This is a genomic window from Cryobacterium zongtaii (genome assembly GCF_002909375.1).
Classification (GTDB): domain Bacteria; phylum Actinomycetota; class Actinomycetes; order Actinomycetales; family Microbacteriaceae; genus Cryobacterium; species Cryobacterium zongtaii.
The window spans coordinates 133,670-152,793 of record NZ_PPXD01000008.1 but is presented as its reverse complement, the minus strand read 5'-3'; the positions used below and the strand labels follow the sequence as shown (position 1 = coordinate 152,793).

18 protein-coding genes are annotated in these 19,124 nt (G+C 69.5%); 6 read left to right on the top strand and 12 right to left on the bottom strand.

Going from position 1 to position 19,124, the window contains the following annotated elements; all coding sequences use genetic code 11:
- Positions 1-129 precede the first annotated feature (129 nt).
- The 11 genes from C3B61_RS07940 to hemE form a co-directional block, all read right to left on the bottom strand.
- Positions 130-2,658: an MMPL family transporter gene (locus C3B61_RS07940; protein WP_103460122.1), complete on the bottom strand. Its 2,529-nt coding sequence runs from the start codon at positions 2,656-2,658 to the stop codon at positions 130-132.
- Between the two features lie 99 nt (positions 2,659-2,757).
- The gene (locus C3B61_RS07935) at positions 2,758-3,402 is read right to left on the bottom strand and encodes a TetR/AcrR family transcriptional regulator (RefSeq protein WP_103460121.1); all 645 of its coding nucleotides are present in this window, start codon (positions 3,400-3,402) and stop codon (positions 2,758-2,760) included.
- 52 nt (positions 3,403-3,454) lie between these two features.
- On the bottom strand, positions 3,455-4,231 hold the full coding sequence (locus C3B61_RS07930) for a uroporphyrinogen-III synthase (protein WP_244285876.1): 777 nt from the start codon (positions 4,229-4,231) through the stop codon (positions 3,455-3,457).
- A 5-nt stretch (positions 4,232-4,236) separates the two neighbouring features.
- Positions 4,237-5,190: a hydroxymethylbilane synthase gene (hemC, locus tag C3B61_RS07925; RefSeq protein WP_088454864.1), complete on the bottom strand. Its 954-nt coding sequence runs from the start codon at positions 5,188-5,190 to the stop codon at positions 4,237-4,239.
- On the bottom strand, positions 5,187-6,281 hold the full coding sequence (locus C3B61_RS07920) for a ferrochelatase (protein ID WP_088454863.1): 1,095 nt from the start codon (positions 6,279-6,281) through the stop codon (positions 5,187-5,189). The genes hemC and C3B61_RS07920 overlap by 4 nt, the downstream gene beginning before the upstream one ends.
- Positions 6,281-7,012, bottom strand: a complete 732-nt coding sequence (gene hemQ, locus C3B61_RS07915) for a hydrogen peroxide-dependent heme synthase (protein WP_103460120.1) — start codon at positions 7,010-7,012, stop codon at positions 6,281-6,283. Before hemQ ends, C3B61_RS07920 begins: the two co-directional genes overlap by 1 nt.
- Before the next feature lie 93 nt (positions 7,013-7,105).
- On the bottom strand, positions 7,106-7,393 hold the full coding sequence (locus C3B61_RS07910) for a DUF3618 domain-containing protein (RefSeq protein WP_088454861.1): 288 nt from the start codon (positions 7,391-7,393) through the stop codon (positions 7,106-7,108).
- Positions 7,383-7,799 carry a phage holin family protein gene (locus C3B61_RS07905; RefSeq protein WP_165787928.1) on the bottom strand — a complete coding sequence of 139 codons (417 nt, stop codon included), beginning with the start codon at positions 7,797-7,799 and terminating at the stop codon, positions 7,383-7,385. Before C3B61_RS07905 ends, C3B61_RS07910 begins: the two co-directional genes overlap by 11 nt.
- 32 nt (positions 7,800-7,831) lie before the next feature.
- Entirely contained in the window at positions 7,832-8,230 is a 399-nt protein-coding gene (locus tag C3B61_RS07900; RefSeq protein ID WP_088454859.1) for a hypothetical protein, read from the bottom strand.
- Positions 8,231-8,319: 89 nt separating this feature from the next.
- Positions 8,320-9,816 carry a protoporphyrinogen oxidase gene (gene hemG, locus C3B61_RS07895; RefSeq protein WP_103460119.1) on the bottom strand — a complete coding sequence of 499 codons (1,497 nt, stop codon included), beginning with the start codon at positions 9,814-9,816 and terminating at the stop codon, positions 8,320-8,322.
- A gap of 54 nt (positions 9,817-9,870) precedes the next feature.
- Complete coding sequence (gene hemE / locus C3B61_RS07890) at positions 9,871-11,016, bottom strand: uroporphyrinogen decarboxylase (protein ID WP_103460118.1); 1,146 nt, start codon at positions 11,014-11,016, stop codon at positions 9,871-9,873.
- 73 nt (positions 11,017-11,089) lie between these two features.
- Between hemE and C3B61_RS07885 the strand changes: the two genes are divergently transcribed.
- Positions 11,090-12,487, top strand: a complete 1,398-nt coding sequence (locus C3B61_RS07885) for a glutamyl-tRNA reductase (protein WP_103460117.1) — start codon at positions 11,090-11,092, stop codon at positions 12,485-12,487.
- Between the two features lie 138 nt (positions 12,488-12,625).
- Here the strand turns inward: C3B61_RS07885 and C3B61_RS07880 are convergent, their stop codons facing one another.
- Positions 12,626-14,011 (bottom strand): glycine--tRNA ligase, encoded by a 1,386-nt coding sequence (locus C3B61_RS07880; RefSeq protein ID WP_103460116.1) that lies wholly within the window; start codon positions 14,009-14,011, stop codon positions 12,626-12,628.
- Between the two features lie 207 nt (positions 14,012-14,218).
- Here C3B61_RS07880 and C3B61_RS07875 point away from each other — a divergent pair, with 207 nt between their 5' ends.
- From C3B61_RS07875 to C3B61_RS07855, 5 genes are all read left to right on the top strand, one after another.
- Positions 14,219-15,064 carry a polysaccharide deacetylase family protein gene (locus C3B61_RS07875; RefSeq protein WP_103460115.1) on the top strand — a complete coding sequence of 282 codons (846 nt, stop codon included), beginning with the start codon at positions 14,219-14,221 and terminating at the stop codon, positions 15,062-15,064.
- Between the two features lie 144 nt (positions 15,065-15,208).
- Positions 15,209-17,491, top strand: a complete 2,283-nt coding sequence (locus C3B61_RS07870; protein ID WP_103460114.1) for a carbon starvation CstA family protein — start codon at positions 15,209-15,211, stop codon at positions 17,489-17,491.
- Positions 17,492-17,507: 16 nt separating this feature from the next.
- The gene (locus C3B61_RS07865) at positions 17,508-17,717 is read left to right on the top strand and encodes a YbdD/YjiX family protein (protein ID WP_103460113.1); all 210 of its coding nucleotides are present in this window, start codon (positions 17,508-17,510) and stop codon (positions 17,715-17,717) included.
- A gap of 71 nt (positions 17,718-17,788) precedes the next feature.
- Entirely contained in the window at positions 17,789-18,643 is an 855-nt protein-coding gene (locus C3B61_RS07860) for a shikimate 5-dehydrogenase (RefSeq protein WP_103460112.1), read from the top strand.
- A complete protein-coding gene (locus C3B61_RS07855; RefSeq protein ID WP_241990389.1) occupies positions 18,640-19,071 on the top strand; it encodes an NUDIX hydrolase in 432 nt (143 codons plus the stop codon). Before C3B61_RS07860 ends, C3B61_RS07855 begins: the two co-directional genes overlap by 4 nt.
- Positions 19,072-19,124 lie beyond the last annotated feature (53 nt).

The window sequence follows — 19,124 nt, the reverse complement described above, 5'->3', positions numbered from 1 at the left end:
CTGAGTGCGCGGGCCTGGGGAGGGCGGGCCGGGGAGAGCGGCCAAGGGGCGTGGCCAGCAGGGTGCGGAAACGGCGCGGCCCGATCCGTGAGGGATCGAGCCGCGCCGTGGGCCGAGCGGGGTGCGTGCTTAGACGCGCGGGGTGGTGACGAGCTCGGGCTCATCCGCCGGGTGCACCGGGTGCGTGCGCTCGAGCGATGCGCCTTCCACGTCGACGTTGGGCAGGATGCGGTCCAGCCACTTCGGCAGCCACCAGGCCGCGTCACCCAGCAGGTGCATCACGGCCGGGATGATGAGCAACCGCACCACGAAGGCGTCCAAAAGCACGCCGATGGCGAGCCCGAAGCCGATCGACTGGATCATCACCGAGTTCGAGAACACGAAACCGGAGAAGACCGAGGCCATGATCAGCGCCGCGGCGATGACCACCGTGCGGCCGGCGTGGAAACCGCGCTGCACGGCCATCCGGGCCGGTGCGCCGTGGGCGTACGCTTCGCGCATGCCGCTGACCAGGAACAGCTGGTAGTCCATCGCCAGGCCGAACAGCACGCCGACAACCAGGATGGGCAGGAAGCTCAGGATGGGCCCCGGGTCATGGATGCCGAACAGCGCACCGAGCCAGCCCCACTGGAAGACCGCCGTGATCGCGCCGAACGAGGCGAACAACGACAGCACGAAGCCGAGGGTCGCGGTGATCGGCACCAGGATCGAGCGGAACACGAAGATCAGGATGATCAACGAGAGTCCGACGACCACGAGCAGGTACAGCGGCAGAGCGTCGGCGAGTTTCTCGCTGACGTCGATGTTGCCGGATGCGTTGCCGGCGACGCCGAGGGAGCTGACCCCGTCGATGTCGAGGCCTCGCAGATCCCGCACCAGCTGCTCGGTGGACTCGCTGTTCGGCCCGTCCCCGGGGATGACCTGGAAGGCGAGCAGCAGGTCGTCGTCGGACGCACCGATCGGTGCGACCGCGACGACGTCGTTCTCCGCCTTCAGCGCGGTTCCGATGCGCACCTGTTCGGCGATGAGCTCGTCGTCGGTGATGGCCGTCTCGAGGTCGGCGACCACGAGCAGCGGGCCGTTGACACCGGCGCCGAACTTGTCGTCGACGAGCTTGTAGGCCCGGTACGCACTCGAGTCCAGCGGCTCGGACGAGCCGGCGGGGAGCCCCAGGCGCATGGACAGCGCGGGGATCGCCACGATCAGCAGCACGGCAATGCCCGCGATCACGGTCACGACGGCGCGCAGGGTGTTCATCGGCTTGATCGGCGCCGAGACCTTGGCGGAGGGGGTGCCGATGTGCGCGCGTGCCTTCTTGGTGAGGATCTTCTCGCCGACCAGGCCCAGCAGCGCCGGCGTCAGGGTGATCGCGACGAGGATCGCCACGAAGACACAGACGGCGCCGACGGTGCCCATCAGGCCCAGGAACGGGATGCCGGTGAGGTTGAGGGCGAGCAGGGCGATGAGCACGGTGGCGCCGGCGAACACCACGGCGTTGCCGGAGGTGCCGTTCGCCAGTCCGATCGACTCCTGCAGCTCTACCCCTCTGCGCAGCTGGGTGCGATGCCGGTTGAGGATGAAGAGCGAGTAGTCGATGCCGACCGCGAGCCCGAGCATGACGCCCAGGACCGGGGTGACGGAGAGCATCTCGACGCTGCCGGACAGGGCGAGCGACGCGAGCACGCCGACACCGACGCCGATGAGCGCGTTCACCAGCGGAAGACCCGCACCGATCAGTGTGCCGAGCATGACGAACAGCACGACGGCCGCGATGATCACGCCGCCGATCTCGCCCGGGCCGAGGATCTCGGGAATGCTGGCGGCGATCTCGTTGGACACCTCGGCGACGACGCCGTCGATCTGGGCGTTCTCCATCTCCTCGACAACCGCCTCCTTCGACTCGGCCGGAACCTGGTTGAGCGACGTGTCGAACTGCAGGCTCGCGACCGCGGTCGTCTCATCGTCCGATACCTGGCGGATGCCCGCGGCCAGGTCGAGCAGGTCGGAGCCCTGTTCCAGGGTGGTGCTCTGCGTCTCCAGGGCGGTGCGGCCCGCATCGAGAGTGGCCTGCTGCTCGGCGATGGCTGCAGCGCCCGCGTCAAGCTGGGCCTGCTGCTCATCCAGCGCCGGCTGGGCGGCGGCGAGTTGTCCGGCCGCCTCCGCCTGGCTGCGGGCAGCGTCGAGCTGTGCCTGACCGGCAGCGAGCTGGGCGGTGGCCGCGTCGATCTGCGCCTGCCCGGCATCTATCTGGGTCGTGCCGTCGACGATCTGCTGGCGGCCGTCGATGATCTGCTGGGCCTGGCCGTCGATCTGCGCTTGCGTGTCGAAGGGGTTGGTACTCGACGTCACGTTGTCGAGCTCGACGGTGTCGGCGAGCAGCTCACCGATCGCCGTTTTCTGCTCGGCCGTGAACGCCGTGTCGTCGGTGGTGGTGAAAACGACGGAGCCCCGACCACCGCTGGCGGCGGGGAACTTCTCGGCGAGCTCGTCGCTCACCTTCTGGGTGGCGGTGCCGGGGATGCTCACCGCCGAGGTGAGAGTGCCGCCGAAGAGGGCGAAGGCGCCGCCGGCGAGGCCGAGAATGACCACCCACGCGACGATGACCAGCCAGGCCCGATGGGCGGAGAACCGACCGAGTCGGTAGAGAAGGGATGCCATAATCCTCAGGTTCTTTCGTGTTTGCCTAGTGACGGGAGGGGGAACTCGCATCGCGTCATCGGGAAGAGAGTGGGTACAGAAGCTCGAGGAGGGTGTGGGTCAGCTTGACGCCGAGTAGCCCATTCGGATGGAGGCGATGAGGCGGTTGAGCAGGTCGTCCCACACCGTCCGGGAGGACTCGTCGAGCGTGGCGCCCGTCATGGCGATCCAGTGCTCCGACACGACCGCGACGCCGTTCATCACCGTGCTGACCAGGATCGCCACCTCGAACGCGTCGATGGCGGTGCTGCGATCGGCGATCTCGGCGGAGAGTTGCTCGGTGGCGCGGGTGAAGACGTCGGTGAGAGCGTGCTGGGAGCGGCCGTTCTCGCCATCCGCGGCGAGGACACCCCAGAGGTAGGACACCACGGTGGGCAGGTCGACGGCACGAAGGGCCGTGGTGATCTCGTCGAAGAGAGCCACCCGACTGCCATCGCCCGCTGGCGTCGCCCGCGTTGCCGCCCGGAAGTCGTCGACGGTGACGCCGAGCAACCGGGTGCAGGTCGTCATGATCACGTCGTCGAGCGAGGTGAAGTGATTGAATACCGTGCGCCGGGAGACGTCGGCACGGTCGGCGAGTTCGTTGACACTGAATTGAGGCTTGCCCCGTTCGCGGATCAGCGCGTCGGCGGCATCCAGGATCGCCCGACGATGCCGTGCCTTGATGTCGGCACGCCGATCGGGGGCGATGAGGGGCGGAATCACATACTTACACTAAGTGCAACGACGCACAAAGTGCAATGCACTCCCAGCTGTTCTACAGGTCCCGGGGAGCGAGACCCACGAGAGCCTCGATGAGGGACTCGGCGCTGCGCTCGTCGGCGATCACGTCCACGCGCAGACCGATGGCCGCCGCATCCTTCGCCGTGCGCGGGCCGATACAGGCGACCAGGGTGGTCCGGGGAATCGGGCCGAGCTGATCCTGCACCTGCTGCGCGACGCTCCCGCTGGTGACCAGGACCGCGTGCACCCGTCCTGCCTTGATGTCGGCGACGACCCGGTCGGAGACCGGCACCCCGACGGTGCGGTAGGCCACGACGGACTCGACGTCGTGACCGATGCGGCGCAGGCCCTCGGTGAGCAGCGGTTTGGCGATCTCGGACCGCAGGGTGAGGATGCGAAGCGGGATGACGCCGTGGGTGGCGGCTTCCCAGTCGGCGAGCAGGCCCTTGGCCGAGTTGTCCTCGGACGGGACGATGTCGACGTGATAACCCGCAGCCACGAGCGCGGCGGCGGTGGTCTCGCCGACCGCGGCGATGCGGGTGCCCGGCGCCACGACGGCCCGGTGGGAGGAGAGCACATCGACGGTGGTGGCGCTGGTGACGGTCATCCAGTCGAAGTCGCCGGCGGCGAGTTTGGCCAGGGCCGTGTCGAGGGCCGCGGCGTCGTCGGTGGGCGCGAAGTTGATCATCGGAGCGACGATCGGCATGGCGCCGCGGGAGCGCAGGTTCGCGGCCACCTGGTCACCCCAGGGCCCGCCGCGGGGCACGAGGACCCGCCAGCCGGCCAACGGCTTGTCCGGATTGTGCCGCACGGCGCTCACAGGGTCACCGACAGCGGGGCGATCTCGGCGGCCCCGCCGGCGAGGAGCTCTCGGGCGGCGCGCTCGGCGACGTCGAGGGCGGCATCCTGCAGGTCGACAGCGGAGTGCGACTCGGGGGTCGCCGCGTGCGATGCGGTGATCCGGCGGGTGCCATCCGGGCTGTACACGGTGGCGGTGAGGAACAGCAGGCCGTCGTCGAGCACAGCGGTGGCCCCGATCGGGGCCGCGCAGCCGGCCTCGAGCCGGGCGAGCACGTGGCGCTCGGCCGTCACTGTGGCCTGGGTGGTGGCGTGGTTGAGCACGGCGAGGGCCTTGGTGAGCAGGCGGTCCGGCTTACCCTGGCGCACCTCGATGGCCAGGGCGCCCTGCCCCGGCGCGGTGGGCCAGTCGGAGAGTTCCAGGTAGTCGGTGGCCATGTTCTCCAGCAGGCCCAGGCGGCCCAGCCCCGCCGCGGCGAGCACCACGGCGTGCAGCTTCTCGTCGGCGACGAGCGCGAGCCGGGTGCCGACGTTGCCGCGGATGTCGACGACCTCCAGGTCTGGACGCTGGGCGCGCAGCTGCGCGGCTCGGCGCGGAGACCCGGTACCGACCGTGGCACCCTCGGGCAGGGTGGCCAGGGTGTAGCCGTCCCTGGCGCAGAGTACGTCCCTGGCATCGGCGCGCTTGGGCGTGGCGCCGATGACGAGGCCCGGGTACTCCTCGGTGGGCAGGTCCTTGAACGAGTGCACGACAACGTCGCACTCGTCGTTCAGCAGGGCCTCGCGAAGGGCGCTGGCGAAGACGCCGGTGCCGCCCAGGCTGGAGAGCGATTCACGGGACACGTCGCCGTGCGTGGTGATCGGGATGATCTCCACCTCGCCGCCGGTCGCGGCCTGGATGCGGTTGGCGACGGCCGTGGTCTGGGCCATGGCCAGGGCGCTGCCCCGGGTGCCGACGCGGATGATGCTCACGGCGCTACACCGGCGACGGCCGGCTTGAAACCGAGGCGCACGTTCTCGCAGCAGCCCGGCCGGCAGATGTCGTACCAGGGGCCGAGGTCGGTCAGGGCTGGACGGCCCTCAACGGGCACGTCGTTGAGACGTTCCTCGACGAGGTCGATCAAGCCGCTCACGTAGACCGGGTCAGCGCCGGGGGTGGGCACCCGCACCGAGAACAGGCCGTGTTCCTTCGCCGTTTCGGTGGCCTCATTGTCGAGGTCCCACATGACCTCCATGTGGTCGCTGACGAAGCCGAGCGGCACGATGACGACGGCGCGGATGCCGCGCGCCGGCAGCAGCGCGATGGCGTCGTTGATGTCGGGCTCGAGCCACGGCATGCTGGGCGGGCCGCTGCGGGACTGGTAGACCAGCTGCCACGGGGACTCGAGGCCCTGCATGACCACGTCGGCGACGGCCAGGTGCTGGGCGGCGTATGCGCCACCCTCCCCGAAGCCGCGCTCGGCGGGCCCGCTCTTGGCGGCATCCGTGGACGGGATCGAGTGGGTGCTGAACAGCACCTCGACCTCGGTGCTGAGGTTGATGCCGGGGTTCGCGGCTTCGACGTCGGCCAGGCCCTGGCGCACGCCGGTGATGAACGGGGTGACGAAGCCGGGGTGGTCGAAGAACTGGCGGATCTTGTCGATCTGCACGGTGCCGGTCAGTCCGGTGGTGTCCAGCGCCTGGGCAAAGTCCTCCCGGTACTGGCGGCAGCCGGAGTAGGAGCTGTACGCGCTGGTGGCGATGGCGAGCAGGCGGTCCTGGCCGTTGGCGTGCGCCTCGGCGATGGTGTCCGGCAGGTAGGGCGCCCAGTTGCGGTTGCCCCAGATCACCGGCAGGTTGATGCCGCGACGGTCCAATTCGGCCTGCAGGGCGGCGCGCAGCACGCGGTTCTGCTGGTTGATCGGGCTGATGCCGCCGAAGTGGCGGTAGTGCACCGCGACCTCTTCGAGGCGTTCCTCCGGGATGCCGCGGCCACGGGTGACATTGCGCAGGAACGGGATCACGTCGTCCTGGCCCTCTGGACCGCCGAAGCCGGCGAGCAGGATGGCGTCGTAGTTCGTCATTACTGCAAGACCTCCACAAGCTCGGCGGTCGAGATGCGCCGTCCGGTGTAGAACGGCACCTCCTCGCGCACATGACGACGGGCCTCCGTGGCGCGGAGCTCCCGCATCAGGTCGACAAGCTCGGTGAGCTCGTCGGACTCGATCGGCAGCAGCCATTCGTAGTCGCCCAGCGCGAACGACGACACTGTGTTGGCGATGGCGCCGCGGAACGCGGCACCCTTGCGGCCGTGGTCAGCGAGCATCTTGCTGCGCTCGGCCTCGGGCAGCAGATACCACTCGAAGCTGCGCACGAAGGGGTAGACGGTGAGCCAGGCCTTGGGCTCGACGCCGCGCAGGAAGCCGGGCACGTGGCTTTTGTTGAACTCGGCGTCGCGGTGCACGCCCATGGCGTTCCAAGTGGGCAGCAGGCTCTTGAGCAGGCGGCTTCGGCGCAGCTCCCGGTTGGCCCACTGCAAGGTCTGAGCCTCATCAGCGTGGGTCCAGAGCATCGCGTCGGCATCGGCGCGGAGGCCGGAGACGTCGTAGATCCCGCGCAGGGTCACGCCCTCGGCCTCGACCAGGGCGATGATGTCGTCGAGTTCGTCGACGAACCGCGGCACGTCGCGACCGTCGAGGTCGTCGGGGTTGGCCGGGTCCTTGCGCAGCACCGTGAAGAGGGTGAATCCGGAGGGCGAGGCCTCGGTGGGTTCAACCTCTGATGAGGTGTGTGTAGCGGGGGTGGGCGTGGTCATGTCTACTGCCTCTCCGGCAGCCGGGTGAGTCATGTGTACTAGTCTCCACCGCTTTGCCCGGAGAGCCAAAAGTAGACCCGCCCACCCGCGCGCTCAGCGGCGGTCGAGGACCGTTTTCACGCCCCACCACACGATTGTTCCCGCTGCCGCGGCAGCACCCAGGGCGACGCCGGCCAGGGCGAGAGGGTTGTCATCGCCGAGCCTGTGCAACCCGAGGGTGAAGCGCCGGGTATTGATCTTGATCTGCTTGGGCACATTGAGCTTGTACTCGATGGCGTCCAGCGTGCCGGCGAGCGCGGCACGCGCCCGGTCGGCTTCGGAGCGCAACTCGGCGGTGCTTCGGTGTTCCGGCGTGGTCTCCGGGCTCTTGTCAGTGCTCATACTCGCCAACTCCCTTGAATGCGTCGACGTCCTTCTGGATGCTCGCGGTCACGCCATCCGGGTCGTGGCGGGTGCCCTTTTTGACCCGGTTGAGCCCGATCAGGGCCAGGATCACCGCGATCAGGAGCAGCGCGACGGCCACGATGAGGGCGGCCAGCCAAAGCGGCAGCACGAGGTCGAGGGCGATCACGGCCAAGGCGATGAACACGATGATCGCGAAGAAGCCGAACACCGCGGCACCGATGAACAGGCCCAGGCCGATGCCGACGTTCTTGGCCTTGCCGGAGATGTCGGCCTTGAAGGCGTCGATCTCGGCCTTGACCAGATCAACGATCTGACCGGGAAGCTCGCTGAGGAGCGTGAACAGTGACTGCTTGCTCTTGGGGTTGTACCCGCTGTTGCTCACTGGCATCCTTCCTTGGACTGTCGTCTGTGAGATTACTGCGCGGCCGAGGTGTCGTCGGCGGCCTTCGCGGAATCAGCCGCGGAGGTGGCAGAATCCGCCGCCGCTTTGGCCGATTTCGTGGCGGATGCGGCGGCCTTCGTGGCCGCGGTGGCGGCGCCGGACGTGCCGGTGGCCGGGGCGCCCTTGGTCTTGTCGGTCTTGTTCGACACTGCAGAAGCGACCTTCTTGCCCGCTTCGTAGAGTGCGCCGGGAACGTCGCCGACACGCTCGAGGGCGAAGTCCTTGACCTCGTTCACGCGCCTCTGCACGGGCGGCCGGTTCCACAGGTCCGAGGCGGCCGACGCGATCTGGTCGTAGCGCTGACGTCCGGCGCGTGCACCCAGCACGTAGCCCACGAGGCCACCCGTGATGAAAAGAAGCTTTCCCCGCATTGTGACTCCATTCCTATACGTTCATGAGTTGCCAGCGTAGCCCCCCAGCCCGGGGAGGCACATGTGTACGGGACCTAAAAGACTCCTGATCAGAGGTCTAGCACTGCCCGCCTGACCCGGATACCCGCCGCGAGGGCGTCGGGGATCACCGAGGCCAGGCCGGTGCCGGAGAGCCAGCCACCGGTCACGTCGAGGCCGGGCGTTGTCTCGACGACCTCCCGCACCCGGCGGATGCGTTCGGGCGCGCCGATCGTGGCCGGCGAGAGGCCGTCGGCCCACAGCGTGCGGGCGAAACCGGCCACCTGACTGTTGGCGAGGTCCACCCCGAGGATCGCGGCGGCGTCCTGCACGGCGAGCTGCTGCAGCTGGTCGTCGCTGAGGCCGAGGGTCGGCACCGGGGCGCCGGCGCGTCCGTAGGAGAGCCGCACAATGTGCCGGCCTGGCGGCGTGAGGGCATCCACCCAGGCCCACTTGGCGGTGACGTGGGTGATCGCCTTGGCGGTGACGCCAGGGGTCCCCTCCGCCACGAGCGCGCCGGTGCCGCGCGGATGCGCGTCCAGCACCGGGGCGTCGAGCACCAGCGTGGCGAGCTCCACGGCGGCCGGTTCCGGCCAGTCCAGGGCGGCGAGAGCTGCGAATTCGGCGCCGAGCGGGGCCAGCAGGGCCAGGGCGGCCGCCGCCGGCACGGCGAGGATGACCTGCCGGGCTTCGAGGGTGCCCGGCTCGGCGTCGGCCGCGGCTTCGGCATCCGTGGTCGGGGCAAGCCGGACGGCCCACGTGCGAATGGTCGTCGCGGTGCCGTCGGCGCCGGTTTCTTCGGTGTCAACGGGCGTGAGGCCGGTCGCGGCGGTGCTCGTGCGAATCTCGACGTCGTAGGTGTCGAGGTCGGTGACGAGGGCGGCGACGAGGCGGTGCATGCCGCCGTTCAGCCCGCGGACGGCGGAACCGGCCGGTGCGGCGGTGCGGAGAGCCGTGACGGCGCCGGAGAGCGACCCGGCCGTGGTGAGGGCGCGGTTGAGGCCCGGGGCCACGACGTCGACCTCGAGGTCGGCGGCCGCGGTGGCGTAGACGCCTCCGGCGACCGGGTTGACCAGGCGTTCGAGCACCTTGGTGCCCATCCGTTTGCCGACCAGTTCACCGAGGCTCTGCTCACGGCCGATCTTGAGCACCGGCATCAGCCTGTCGGCGTAGGCGCGCAGGGCGCCGGACCAGCCGATCGCGCGGCGCACGTCTTCGGCCAGCGGTGAGCCCGGAATGCCGAGCACGCCGGCCTTGGGCAGCGGCACCGACATCGGGGCTCCGCCGGGCCGGTGCGGCGGCAGGTGCAGCCAGGCCCCGGCCGGGTTCGGTTCGATGATCTCGGCGGTGAGGCCGAGGTCGGCGATGAAGGCCGCCACGGTGTTGCCGCGCACGGCGAAGCTCTCCGCACCGGCATCGAGCCGGAGGCCGGCGACCTCGTGGCCGGCCACGGCTCCGCCCGGCGCGTCTGCGGTCTCCAGCACGACAACGCTGAGCCCGAGGTGGGCGCACTCGCGGGCGGCCACCAGACCGGCGACACCTCCGCCGATGACCAGAACGTCCTTCATGACCTTGCTTTCCGCCGGCGGCTACCGCCGGCACGTGCTCGAGTGAGCGGTGTTCTAGGACGCGCTGGAGGCACTCGACGTCGTGCTGTGCACGAACTCCACGAGCCGGGTGAGCACGTCGGGGTTCGTCTCCGGCGGCACGCCGTGGCCCAGGTTGAGCACGTGGGACGGCGCCGTGCGGCCGCGCTCGAGCACATCGAGAACGTGTGCTTCCAGCACCGGCCAGGGCGCGTTCAGCAGGGCGGGGTCGATGTTGCCCTGCACCGGCACGACACCGCCGAGGCGCCGGCTGGCCTCATCCAGCGGCACCCTGTAGTCCACCCCGACGACGTCGGCGCCGATGCCGTGCATGGCCTTGAGCAGTTCGCCGGTGCCGACGCCGAAGTGCACGACGGGCACGTTGCGCCGGATCGACTCCGGATCGGCGGCCGCGTCGGCGGCAGGTTCCGTGTAGGTGAGGTCGCGCACGTGCGCGATCGCGGCGGTGGACGCCGGGGCGACGAAGCGGGTGTAGTCGTTGAGCGAGAGGGCGCCGGCCCAGGAGTCGAACAGCTGCGCAGCGCTGGCGCCGGCGAGCACCTGGGCGCGGAGGAACCGGCCGGTGACCTCGGCGGTCCAGGCCATCAGCCGGGCCCACGCGTCCGGATCCGAGTGCATGAGCGTGCGGGCGTGGATGTGGTCCTTGGACGGTCCACCCTCGACGATGTACGCGGCGAGGGTGAACGGCGCCCCGGCGAAACCGATCAGCGGGGTCGAGCCCAGCGCAGCGACGGTGAGCGCGACGGCCTCCCTGATCGGGGCCAACGCCGTGTCGAGCACGGCGGGGTCGAGCGCGGTGAGACTGTCGACATCCGCCGCGGTGCGCACGGCCTTGGCGAGCACCGGGCCCTTGCCGGCCACGATCTCCACGTCCACGCCCACGAGCTTGAGGGGCACCACGATGTCGCTGAACAGAATGCCCGCGTCGACACCGTGCCGGCGGATCGGCTGCAGGGTGATCTCGCTGGCCATGGCCGGGTCCAGGCAGGCGTCGAGCATCCGGGTGCCCACCCGCAGCTCACGGTACTCGGGCAGCGAGCGGCCGGCCTGGCGCATGAACCAGACCGGAGTCACGTCCGGACGGGTGCCCTGGTATGCCCGCACGAGCCGGGAGTCTGCGGTGAGGCCTGAAGAAAGTGGGTGTGTCGTCGCGAGGTTCATCACTCTCGATTGTCCTCTACATCGGCCGGGGGAACGATTCGAGGTGTTGTTGCACACACCGTAGAATCAAGCGGTGTTGATTTGTTTGTCCGCGAACCACAAGAACTCCAGCTTTGACGTGCTCGAAAAGCTGTCTGTGGGCGCCGACTCGGCAGCGGGCGGGATGCTCACGGGGCACGATGCCCTCAGCGGGGCCGTGGTCGTGGCCACCTGCAACCGTTTCGAGGCCTACCTCGACCTCGACGAACCGTTCGGGGTCTCCCCGCTTCCCGCGGTCTACGCCGCGATCGACGCCGTGAGCGAGAGCACCGGCGTGAGCGCCGCGCTGCTGCGCGACACCCTTGACCTTGTGCACGGCAACGGCGTGGCCGAGCACCTCTTCGCCGTGACCAGCGGACTCGAGTCCGTGGTCGTCGGCGAGGGCGAGATCGCCGGCCAGGTGCGGCGCTCCCTCGAGGAGGCCCGCGCCGCCGGCACCACCAGCCCCGAGCTGGAGCGCCTGTTCCAGCGCGCCTCGCAGACCTCCCGCGGCGTGAAGAACCACACCGGCATCGGCGCCGCCGGCCGCTCCCTGGTGCGTCTGGCGCTTGAACTGGCCGAGAGCCGGGTCACCGACTGGGCACACACCCGGGTGCTGCTCGTGGGCACCGGCCGGTACGCCGGCGCCTCGCTGGCGGCCCTCCGTGAACTCGGCGTCACCGACGTGCGGGTCTACTCGTCGTCGGGCCGGGCCGAGAAGTTCGCCGTGGCCCACGACATCTCGGCCGTGTCGACGGATGCCGATTCCCTGGCCGCCGAGACCGCCCTGGCCGACCTGATCCTCACCTGCACCACCGTCGATCACCACGTCATCGATGCGGGCATCCTCACCGCCGGCCGGGCGCTCCTCGCCGCGACGCACGCCGGTGTCGGTGCGTCGGTTGCCGAGGCCGGTCCCGTGCGTTCCTGTCCCGTCGGTTCCGAGGCCGAGGCGGCCCGCCAGCTGGTCATCGACCTCGGCCTGCCGCGCAACGTCGACCCCGACGTCAGCGACGTGCCCGGGGTGGAGCTGCTGGACCTCGAGACCATCCGCATCCACGCCCCGCTCGAACAGCTCAACGCCACCAGCGAGGCGCGAGAGCTGGTGGGCCGCGCCGCCAGGAAGTTCTCGGCCGTGGCCGAGGAGCAGAGCCTGGCGCCCGCCGTCGTGGCGCTGCGTTCGCACGTCTTCGACATCCTCGACGGGGAGATCGAGCGGGCCAGGCGGCGCGGTGACACCAGCGAGCAGACCGAATCCGCCCTGCGGCACCTCGCCGGGGTGCTGTTGCACACGCCCATGGTGCGTTCCCGCGAGCTGGCCCGCGCCGGCGATCAGGAAGCGTTCCTCGGCGGGCTCGACGCCCTGTTCGGCATCGAGGTGACCCTGCCGGAGACCGCAGCGGCGCCCGTCGGGCTGCCCGGCGCGGCCGGCCTCTCCGACGCCGCGTCCTGACCCGGTCGTCGCGGTCGCCCGGAGGCGCAGCATCCGGGGTTGTGCGGGTGTGGCGCCGCTCTGCGGGTGGCGTGCCACGCGCACAGCGGCGCCCGACCCGCGAAACGCTCAAGCGGGTCAGGCGCCGGATGGGGCGGGTTACGCTCCGCGCAGGCGCACGGCCAGGTAGGCGTCGAGCTCGGCCAGGGGCACCCGCTCCTGCGCCATGGTGTCGCGGTCACGTACGGTGACGGCCTGGTCCTCGAGCGAGTCGAAGTCCACCGTGATGCAGTACGGTGTGCCGATCTCGTCCTGGCGGCGGTAACGACGGCCGATGGCGCCGGCGTCGTCGAAGTCCACGTTCCATGATTCGCGCAGGCGCGCGGCCAGCGAGCGGGCCATCGGTGAGAGGGCCTCGTTGCGACTCAGCGGCAGCACGGCCGCCTTGATCGGGGCCAGGCGCGGGTCGAGCTTGAGCACGGTGCGCTTGTCGACGCCGCCCTTCGCGTTGGGCACTTCTTCCTCGTGGTACGCATCCACCAGGAACGCCATCAGCGAGCGGGTCAGGCCGGCCGCGGGCTCGATCACGTAGGGGACCCAGCGTTCGTTCTTGGTCTGGTCGAAGTAGGAGAGGTCCTTGCCCGACGCCTCCGAGTGCGTCTTGAGGTCGAAGTCGGTGCGGTTGGCGACACCCTCGAGTTCACCGAACTCGCTGCCGGAGAAGCCGAAGCGGTACTCGATGTCGACGGTGCGCTTGGAGTAGTGCGAGAGCTTCTCCGCGGGGTGCTCGAACAGGCGGAGGTTCTCGATGTTGATGCCCAGACCCGTGTACCAGCTCATCCGCTGGTCGATCCAGTACTGGTGCCATTCCTCGTCGGTGCCGGGCTCGACGAAGAACTCCATCTCCATCTGCTCGAACTCGCGGGTGCGGAAGATGAAGTTTCCGGGGGTGATCTCGTTGCGGAAGCTCTTGCCGATCTGGCCGATGCCGAACGGGGGCTTCATGCGCGCGGCCTGCAGCACGTTGGCGAAGTTCACGAAGATGCCCTGCGCGGTCTCCGGGCGCAGGTAGACCATACCGGCCTCTTCATCGACCGGGCCGAGGAAGGTCTTGAGCAGGCCCGAGAATGCGCGCGGCTCGGTCCAGGTGTGCCGGTTGCCGCAGTTGGGGCAGGCGATGCCGTCGATGCCGCCCTCGGGGGCGCGGCCCTTCTTCTCCTCGAACTCCTCCACCAGGTGGTCCTCGCGGAAGCGCTTGTGGCAGCTGGTGCACTCCACCAGCGGGTCGGAGAAGACCTCGACGTGGCCGGAGGCCTCCCAGACCTTGCGCGGCAGGATCACCGAGGAGTCCAGGCCCACGACGTCGTCGCGGCTGGTGACCATGAACCGCCACCACTGCTTCTTGATGTTCTCCTTGAGCTCCACGCCGAGGGGCCCGTAGTCCCAGGCCGACCGGCTGCCGCCGTAGATCTCACCGGCCTGGAAGACGAAGCCGCGGTGGCGGGCGAGGGCGATGACGGAATCAAGACGGGAAAGTGCGGCCACGGTGGCTCCAATGGTCCAAAAGGATGGTCAAAATACCGGGCAGAGGCCCGGGTACGGATTCGTCCATTTTAGCGATGCGGGCACGGCCCCCGATTACGGGCGTTGTCAGCGGCCGGCAGCGGCGATATCTTCGACTCGTTCGACTCACGCCCGGCTTGTTCTGGCTTTCCATCGGCTCCAACGACCGGCTCCGGGGGGAGGACCGCCGTGCGGCAGGACCCCGCCCTCACCCGGCGCACCGTGCTGGCCTCGCTTGGCCTTTCCCTCACCCTCGCCGGCTGCGCGACACTCGCAGCCGCCCCGCGCCCGAGCGTCCCGGCAACGACGACGCCACCGACTCCCAGCCCGCTCCCCCGGCCGTTGCCCGGCGCGGTACCGCCGCCCGTGCCCGTCGCCCAGCCCGCGCCCGGTCTGGTGCGGGTTCCGGTGCCGCCCGGCACCCTGTCCGACCTGCCCGGCGAGGGCACCCTGCTGGCCTGGACCGTCGACGACGGTTCCAGCAGCGAGGTGCTGGCCCGGTACATCCGCTTCGCTGCCGAGACGGGCACCAGGCTCACCTTCTTCGTCACCGGCTGTTACGACGCCTGGACCGACAACGCCGACCGGCTCCGGCCGCTCGTGCAGACCGGCCAGATCCAGCTGGGCAACCACACCTGGTCACACCCCGACCTCAGCACCCTCAGTGACGCCGACGTCACCACCGAACTACAGCGCAACCACGACTTCCTCAGCGACACCTACGGCGTCGACGCCCGGCCCTATTTCCGGCCGCCGTACGGCGTGCACGACGATCGGGTGGATGCCCTGGCCGCCGCGCTGGGTTACACGGTCCCGACCACCTGGTACGGGTCGCTGGCGGACTCGGGGCTCCTCACCGAACAACAGGTGGTGGATTTCGCGACCACCTGGTTCCTGCCTCAACACATCGTGATCGGGCACCTCAACTTCGAACCGGTCACCAACGTTTTCCCGCAGTTGAGCGCGCTGCTGCACGACCGCGGGCTGACCACGGTCACCCTCAACGACGTGTTCACCAGCGCGGCTCATCCGTGACATTCGCACCTCACGACACGTCACCAGGGGGACCAATGGCACCGTTGCCGAGCGCGACGAGTGTTACCGTTACCGAGTTACCCGGCAAAATGCTGTGAGTTTCTCTGTGTTTTCATAGACCGTGTACCTCAAAGAGGAGTACCGATGGGCGCGACGTCCAGCATTCCGCAAGGCGCAACCGACGATCCAGACCTGACCCAGGACCCGGCCCTTCCGCCGGTGGCCCTGGATCCCAGAATCCACGAGGCCGAGGAGGCCCACTGGACCCCGGTGAAGATCGCGATCTGGGTGGCCATCGCGCTGCTCGGCGGGCTGAGCTGGGTGATGCTGGCCGTCGTCCGCGGCGAGACCGTGAACGCCATCTGGTTCGTCTTCGCCGCCATCTGCACGTACCTGATCGGGTACCGGTTCTACTCCAACTACATCCAGAAGCACCTGCTTCACCCGGATGACCGGCGGGCGACCCCCGCCGAGTACAAGGCCGACGGCAAGGACTACGCCGCCACCGACCGCCGGGTGCTCTTCGGCCACCACTTCGCCGCCATCGCCGGCGCCGGCCCCCTGGTGGGCCCGGTTCTCGCCGCGCAGATGGGTTACCTGCCCGGCACGATCTGGATCATCGTCGGTGTGGTGTTCGCCGGTGCGGTGCAGGACTACCTGGTGCTGTTCTTCTCGATGCGCCGTGGCGGCCGGTCGCTGGGCCAGATGGCCCGCGACGAGCTCGGCCGGGTCGGCGGCACCGCCGCCCTGCTCGCCACGCTCACGATCATGGTCATCATCGTGGCCATCCTCGCCCTCGTCGTGGTCAACGCCCTCGCCGAGAGCGCCTGGGGCGTCTTCTCGGTCGGCATGACCATCCCGATCGCCCTGTTCATGGGCTGCTACCTGCGCTTCCTGCGCCCGGGCAAGGTCACCGAGATCTCGATCATCGGCTTCGTGCTGCTCATCGCCGCGATCGTCGGCGGTGGCGCGATCAGCGAAACCACGTGGGGCGCGGCCCTCTTCACCATCGACAAGGTGCCGCTGGCGATCGGCATCATCGTCTACGGTTTCATCGCCGCCATCCTGCCGGTCTGGCTGCTGCTGGCCCCGCGCGACTACCTCTCCACCTTCATGAAGATCGGCACCATCGGCATGCTTGCCATCGCGATCATCATCGTGCGGCCCGAGATCCTGGTTCCCGCGGTCACCGAGTTCGCCTCCAGCGGCGCCGGCCCTGTCGTCAGCGGCACCCTCTTCCCGTTCCTCTTCGTCACCATCGCCTGCGGTGCGTTGAGCGGGTTCCACGCGCTGATCGCCTCCGGCACCACGCCCAAGCTGATCGAGAAGGAACGCCAGAGCCGGTTCATCGGCTACGGCGGCATGCTGATGGAGTCCTTCGTGGCGATCATGGCCCTCGTGGCCGCGCTGTCGATCGACCAGGGCATCTACTACGCCATGAACGCGTCACCCGCCCTCACCGGCGGCACCGTGCAGGGCGCGGCCGCGTTCGTGAACGGCCTGGGCTTGACCGGCGTGAGCGTCACCCCGGAGCTGCTCACCCAGACCGCGATCAACGTCGGCGAGGAATCGATCGTGTCCCGCACCGGTGGCGCCCCGACCCTGTCGGTGGGGCTGGCCAACATCATGCAGCAGGTCGCCGGCGGCAGCGGCATGATGGCGTTCTGGTACCACTTCGCGATCATGTTCGAGGCGCTGTTCATCCTCACGGCAGTGGATGCCGGCACCCGCGTCGCGCGGTTCATGCTGCAGGACAGCCTGGGCAACATCTTCCCGAAGTTCAAGGACACCAGCTGGCGCACCGGCGCCTGGATCTGCACCGGCATCATGGTCGCAGCCTGGGGCGCGGTGCTCGTGATGGGCGTCACCGACCCGCTTGGCGGCATCAACACGCTGTTCCCGCTGTTCGGTATCGCCAACCAGCTGCTGGCTGCGATCGCCCTCGCCGTGTGTATGGCCATCGTGGCCAAGCGCGGACTGTTCAAGTACATCTGGATCGTGGCGCTGCCGCTCGGCTTCGCGGCCGTCGTGACCATCACTGCCTCGATCCTGAAGATCTTCTCGACCGTGCCGTCGGTGGGCTACTTCGCCCAGAACGCCGCGTTCTCCAATGCCCTGGCCGCCGGGGAGACGAGCTTCGGCACGGCCACCTCGGTTGAGGCGATGGAGGCCGTGGTGCGCAACACCATGGTGCAGGGCATCCTCTCGATAGTCTTCGTCACCCTCGCCGTGGTCGTGATCTTCACCGCGCTGCAGGCCACCTGGAACGCGTGGAAGACCCACGCCAGTGCGACCAGCGAGGACCCGGCCGTGCCGTCGCGGATCTTCGCGCCGGCGGGCATCATGGCCACGCCGGCCGAGAAGGCCAACCAGGCCCTCTGGGACGCCCTCCCGAAGACCGGTAAGCGCAAGGCGCGCGAGCACTGATGTCAGGCCAGCACTGATGCGCGTCGCCACCGCGGTGCGCTCGGCCGCGGCCGGGCTCGCCTGGTACGTCAAAGGGGTCATGGGTGAGGATGCCTACGACAAGTACCGCGCGCACCACGAGTCGGTGCACGGCACGGATGCCTCGGCACCGGTGCTGACCGAACGGGAGTTCTGGCGCGACCAGACCGACCGTCAGGACACCAATCCCCAGGGCCGGTGCTGCTGAGCGCGTCCCTTCCTCTTCAGTACTGCGGCCCGCCCGGGTGAAAATCCGGGCGGGCCGTAGCATTGGAGGCGATGACTGACACAACGAAGCCCCCGCTGACGACTCCGACCAAGCCCCCGCTCAACAAAGACACCCGGCTCTGCATCTCGCTGGCCGCGCGGCCGAGCAACTTCGGCACCCGGTTCCACAACTACCTCTACGAGCAGTTCGGGCTGGACTTCGTCTACAAGGCGTTCACCTCGACCGACCTGGCCGGCGCCATCGCCGGGGTGCGGGCGCTCGGCATCCGCGGCTGCTCGGTGTCGATGCCGTTCAAGGAGGATGTCATCGCTCTCGTGGACGAACTCGACGCCTCGGCCACGGCCATCCAGTCGGTGAACACCATCGTCAACGACGACGGCTACCTGCGGGCGTACAACACCGACTACATCGCCGCGGCCGACCTGCTCAGAGCCAACAACCTCGACCCGGCCACCCCGTTCCTGTTGCGCGGGTCCGGCGGCATGGCCAAGGCCGTCGGTGCTGCCCTCCGCGACACCGGCTTCGCCGCGGGCACCATCGTGGCCCACAACGAGAGCCGCGGCCGGGCCCTGGCCGACGAGCTCGGCTACAGCTGGCTGGCCGAGCCCGGCACCGCGACAGCGCCGCTGCTGGTGAACGTCACCCCGATCGGCATGGCCGGCGGCGCGCAGGCCACCGAGTCCGCCTTCACGGCCGCGGCCATCGCCGCAGCCGACACCGTCTTCGACGTCGTGGCGCTGCCCGCGGAGACGCCGCTGATCCTCGCGGCGCGGGCGGCCGGCAAGACCGTCATCACCGGCGCCGAGGTCATCGCCCTGCAGGCCGCCGAACAGTTCGAGCGCTACACCGGCGTGCGGCCGACCCCCGAGCAGGTGCGGGACGCCTCGGCCTTCGCCCGCGCGTGAGCGACGCTCCGGCCGCGCCCGCCGGCGCGCACCCCGACATCCTGGTCGCCGCCGTCGCACTCATCCGTGACCGCCGGGTGCTCATGGTCACCGCCCGCGGGAGGGACGTCTGGTTCATGCCCGGCGGCAAGATCGACCCCGGCGAGGGCGAGGCGGATGCGGCCGCCAGGGAAGCCTGGGAAGAGGTCACCGTACGCCTGGACCCCGCCGAACTCGAACCCCTGTTCACCGTGCTGATCCAGGCACACGGCGAACCCGACGGCCGGCTGGTGCGGATGAGCGTCTTCGGGGCTCAGACCACCGATGAACCCGCGGCCAGCGCCGAGGTCAGCGCCGTGCACTGGGCCACCTCGGCCGACCACCAGCGGTGCCCGCCGGCCGGTGTCGAGGTGCTGCGCCGTCTGCACGCCGCCGACCTGATCGACTGAGCGTCGCGCTGCGCGGGCGGCGGGCACCCCCGAATGCCCCTGCCAGGTGGAGC

What these genes read in the sequence shown, in the direction of transcription:
- C3B61_RS07870 (WP_103460114.1), top strand. Translation starts at nt 15,209, where the DNA reads ATGGGCGCGACGTCCAGCATTCCGCAAGGCGCAACCGACGATCCAGAC.
- hemE (WP_103460118.1), bottom strand. Translation starts at nt 11,016, where the DNA reads ATGAACCTCGCGACGACACACCCACTTTCTTCAGGCCTCACCGCAGAC.
- C3B61_RS07910 (WP_088454861.1), bottom strand. Translation starts at nt 7,393, where the DNA reads ATGAGCACTGACAAGAGCCCGGAGACCACGCCGGAACACCGAAGCACC.
- C3B61_RS07920 (WP_088454863.1), bottom strand. Translation starts at nt 6,281, where the DNA reads ATGACGAACTACGACGCCATCCTGCTCGCCGGCTTCGGCGGTCCAGAG.
- C3B61_RS07940 (WP_103460122.1), bottom strand. Translation starts at nt 2,658, where the DNA reads ATGGCATCCCTTCTCTACCGACTCGGTCGGTTCTCCGCCCATCGGGCC.
- hemQ (WP_103460120.1), bottom strand. Translation starts at nt 7,012, where the DNA reads ATGACCACGCCCACCCCCGCTACACACACCTCATCAGAGGTTGAACCC.
- C3B61_RS07900 (WP_088454859.1), bottom strand. Translation starts at nt 8,230, where the DNA reads ATGCGGGGAAAGCTTCTTTTCATCACGGGTGGCCTCGTGGGCTACGTG.
- C3B61_RS07860 (WP_103460112.1), top strand. Translation starts at nt 17,789, where the DNA reads ATGACTGACACAACGAAGCCCCCGCTGACGACTCCGACCAAGCCCCCG.
- hemG (WP_103460119.1), bottom strand. Translation starts at nt 9,816, where the DNA reads ATGAAGGACGTTCTGGTCATCGGCGGAGGTGTCGCCGGTCTGGTGGCC.
- C3B61_RS07865 (WP_103460113.1), top strand. Translation starts at nt 17,508, where the DNA reads ATGCGCGTCGCCACCGCGGTGCGCTCGGCCGCGGCCGGGCTCGCCTGG.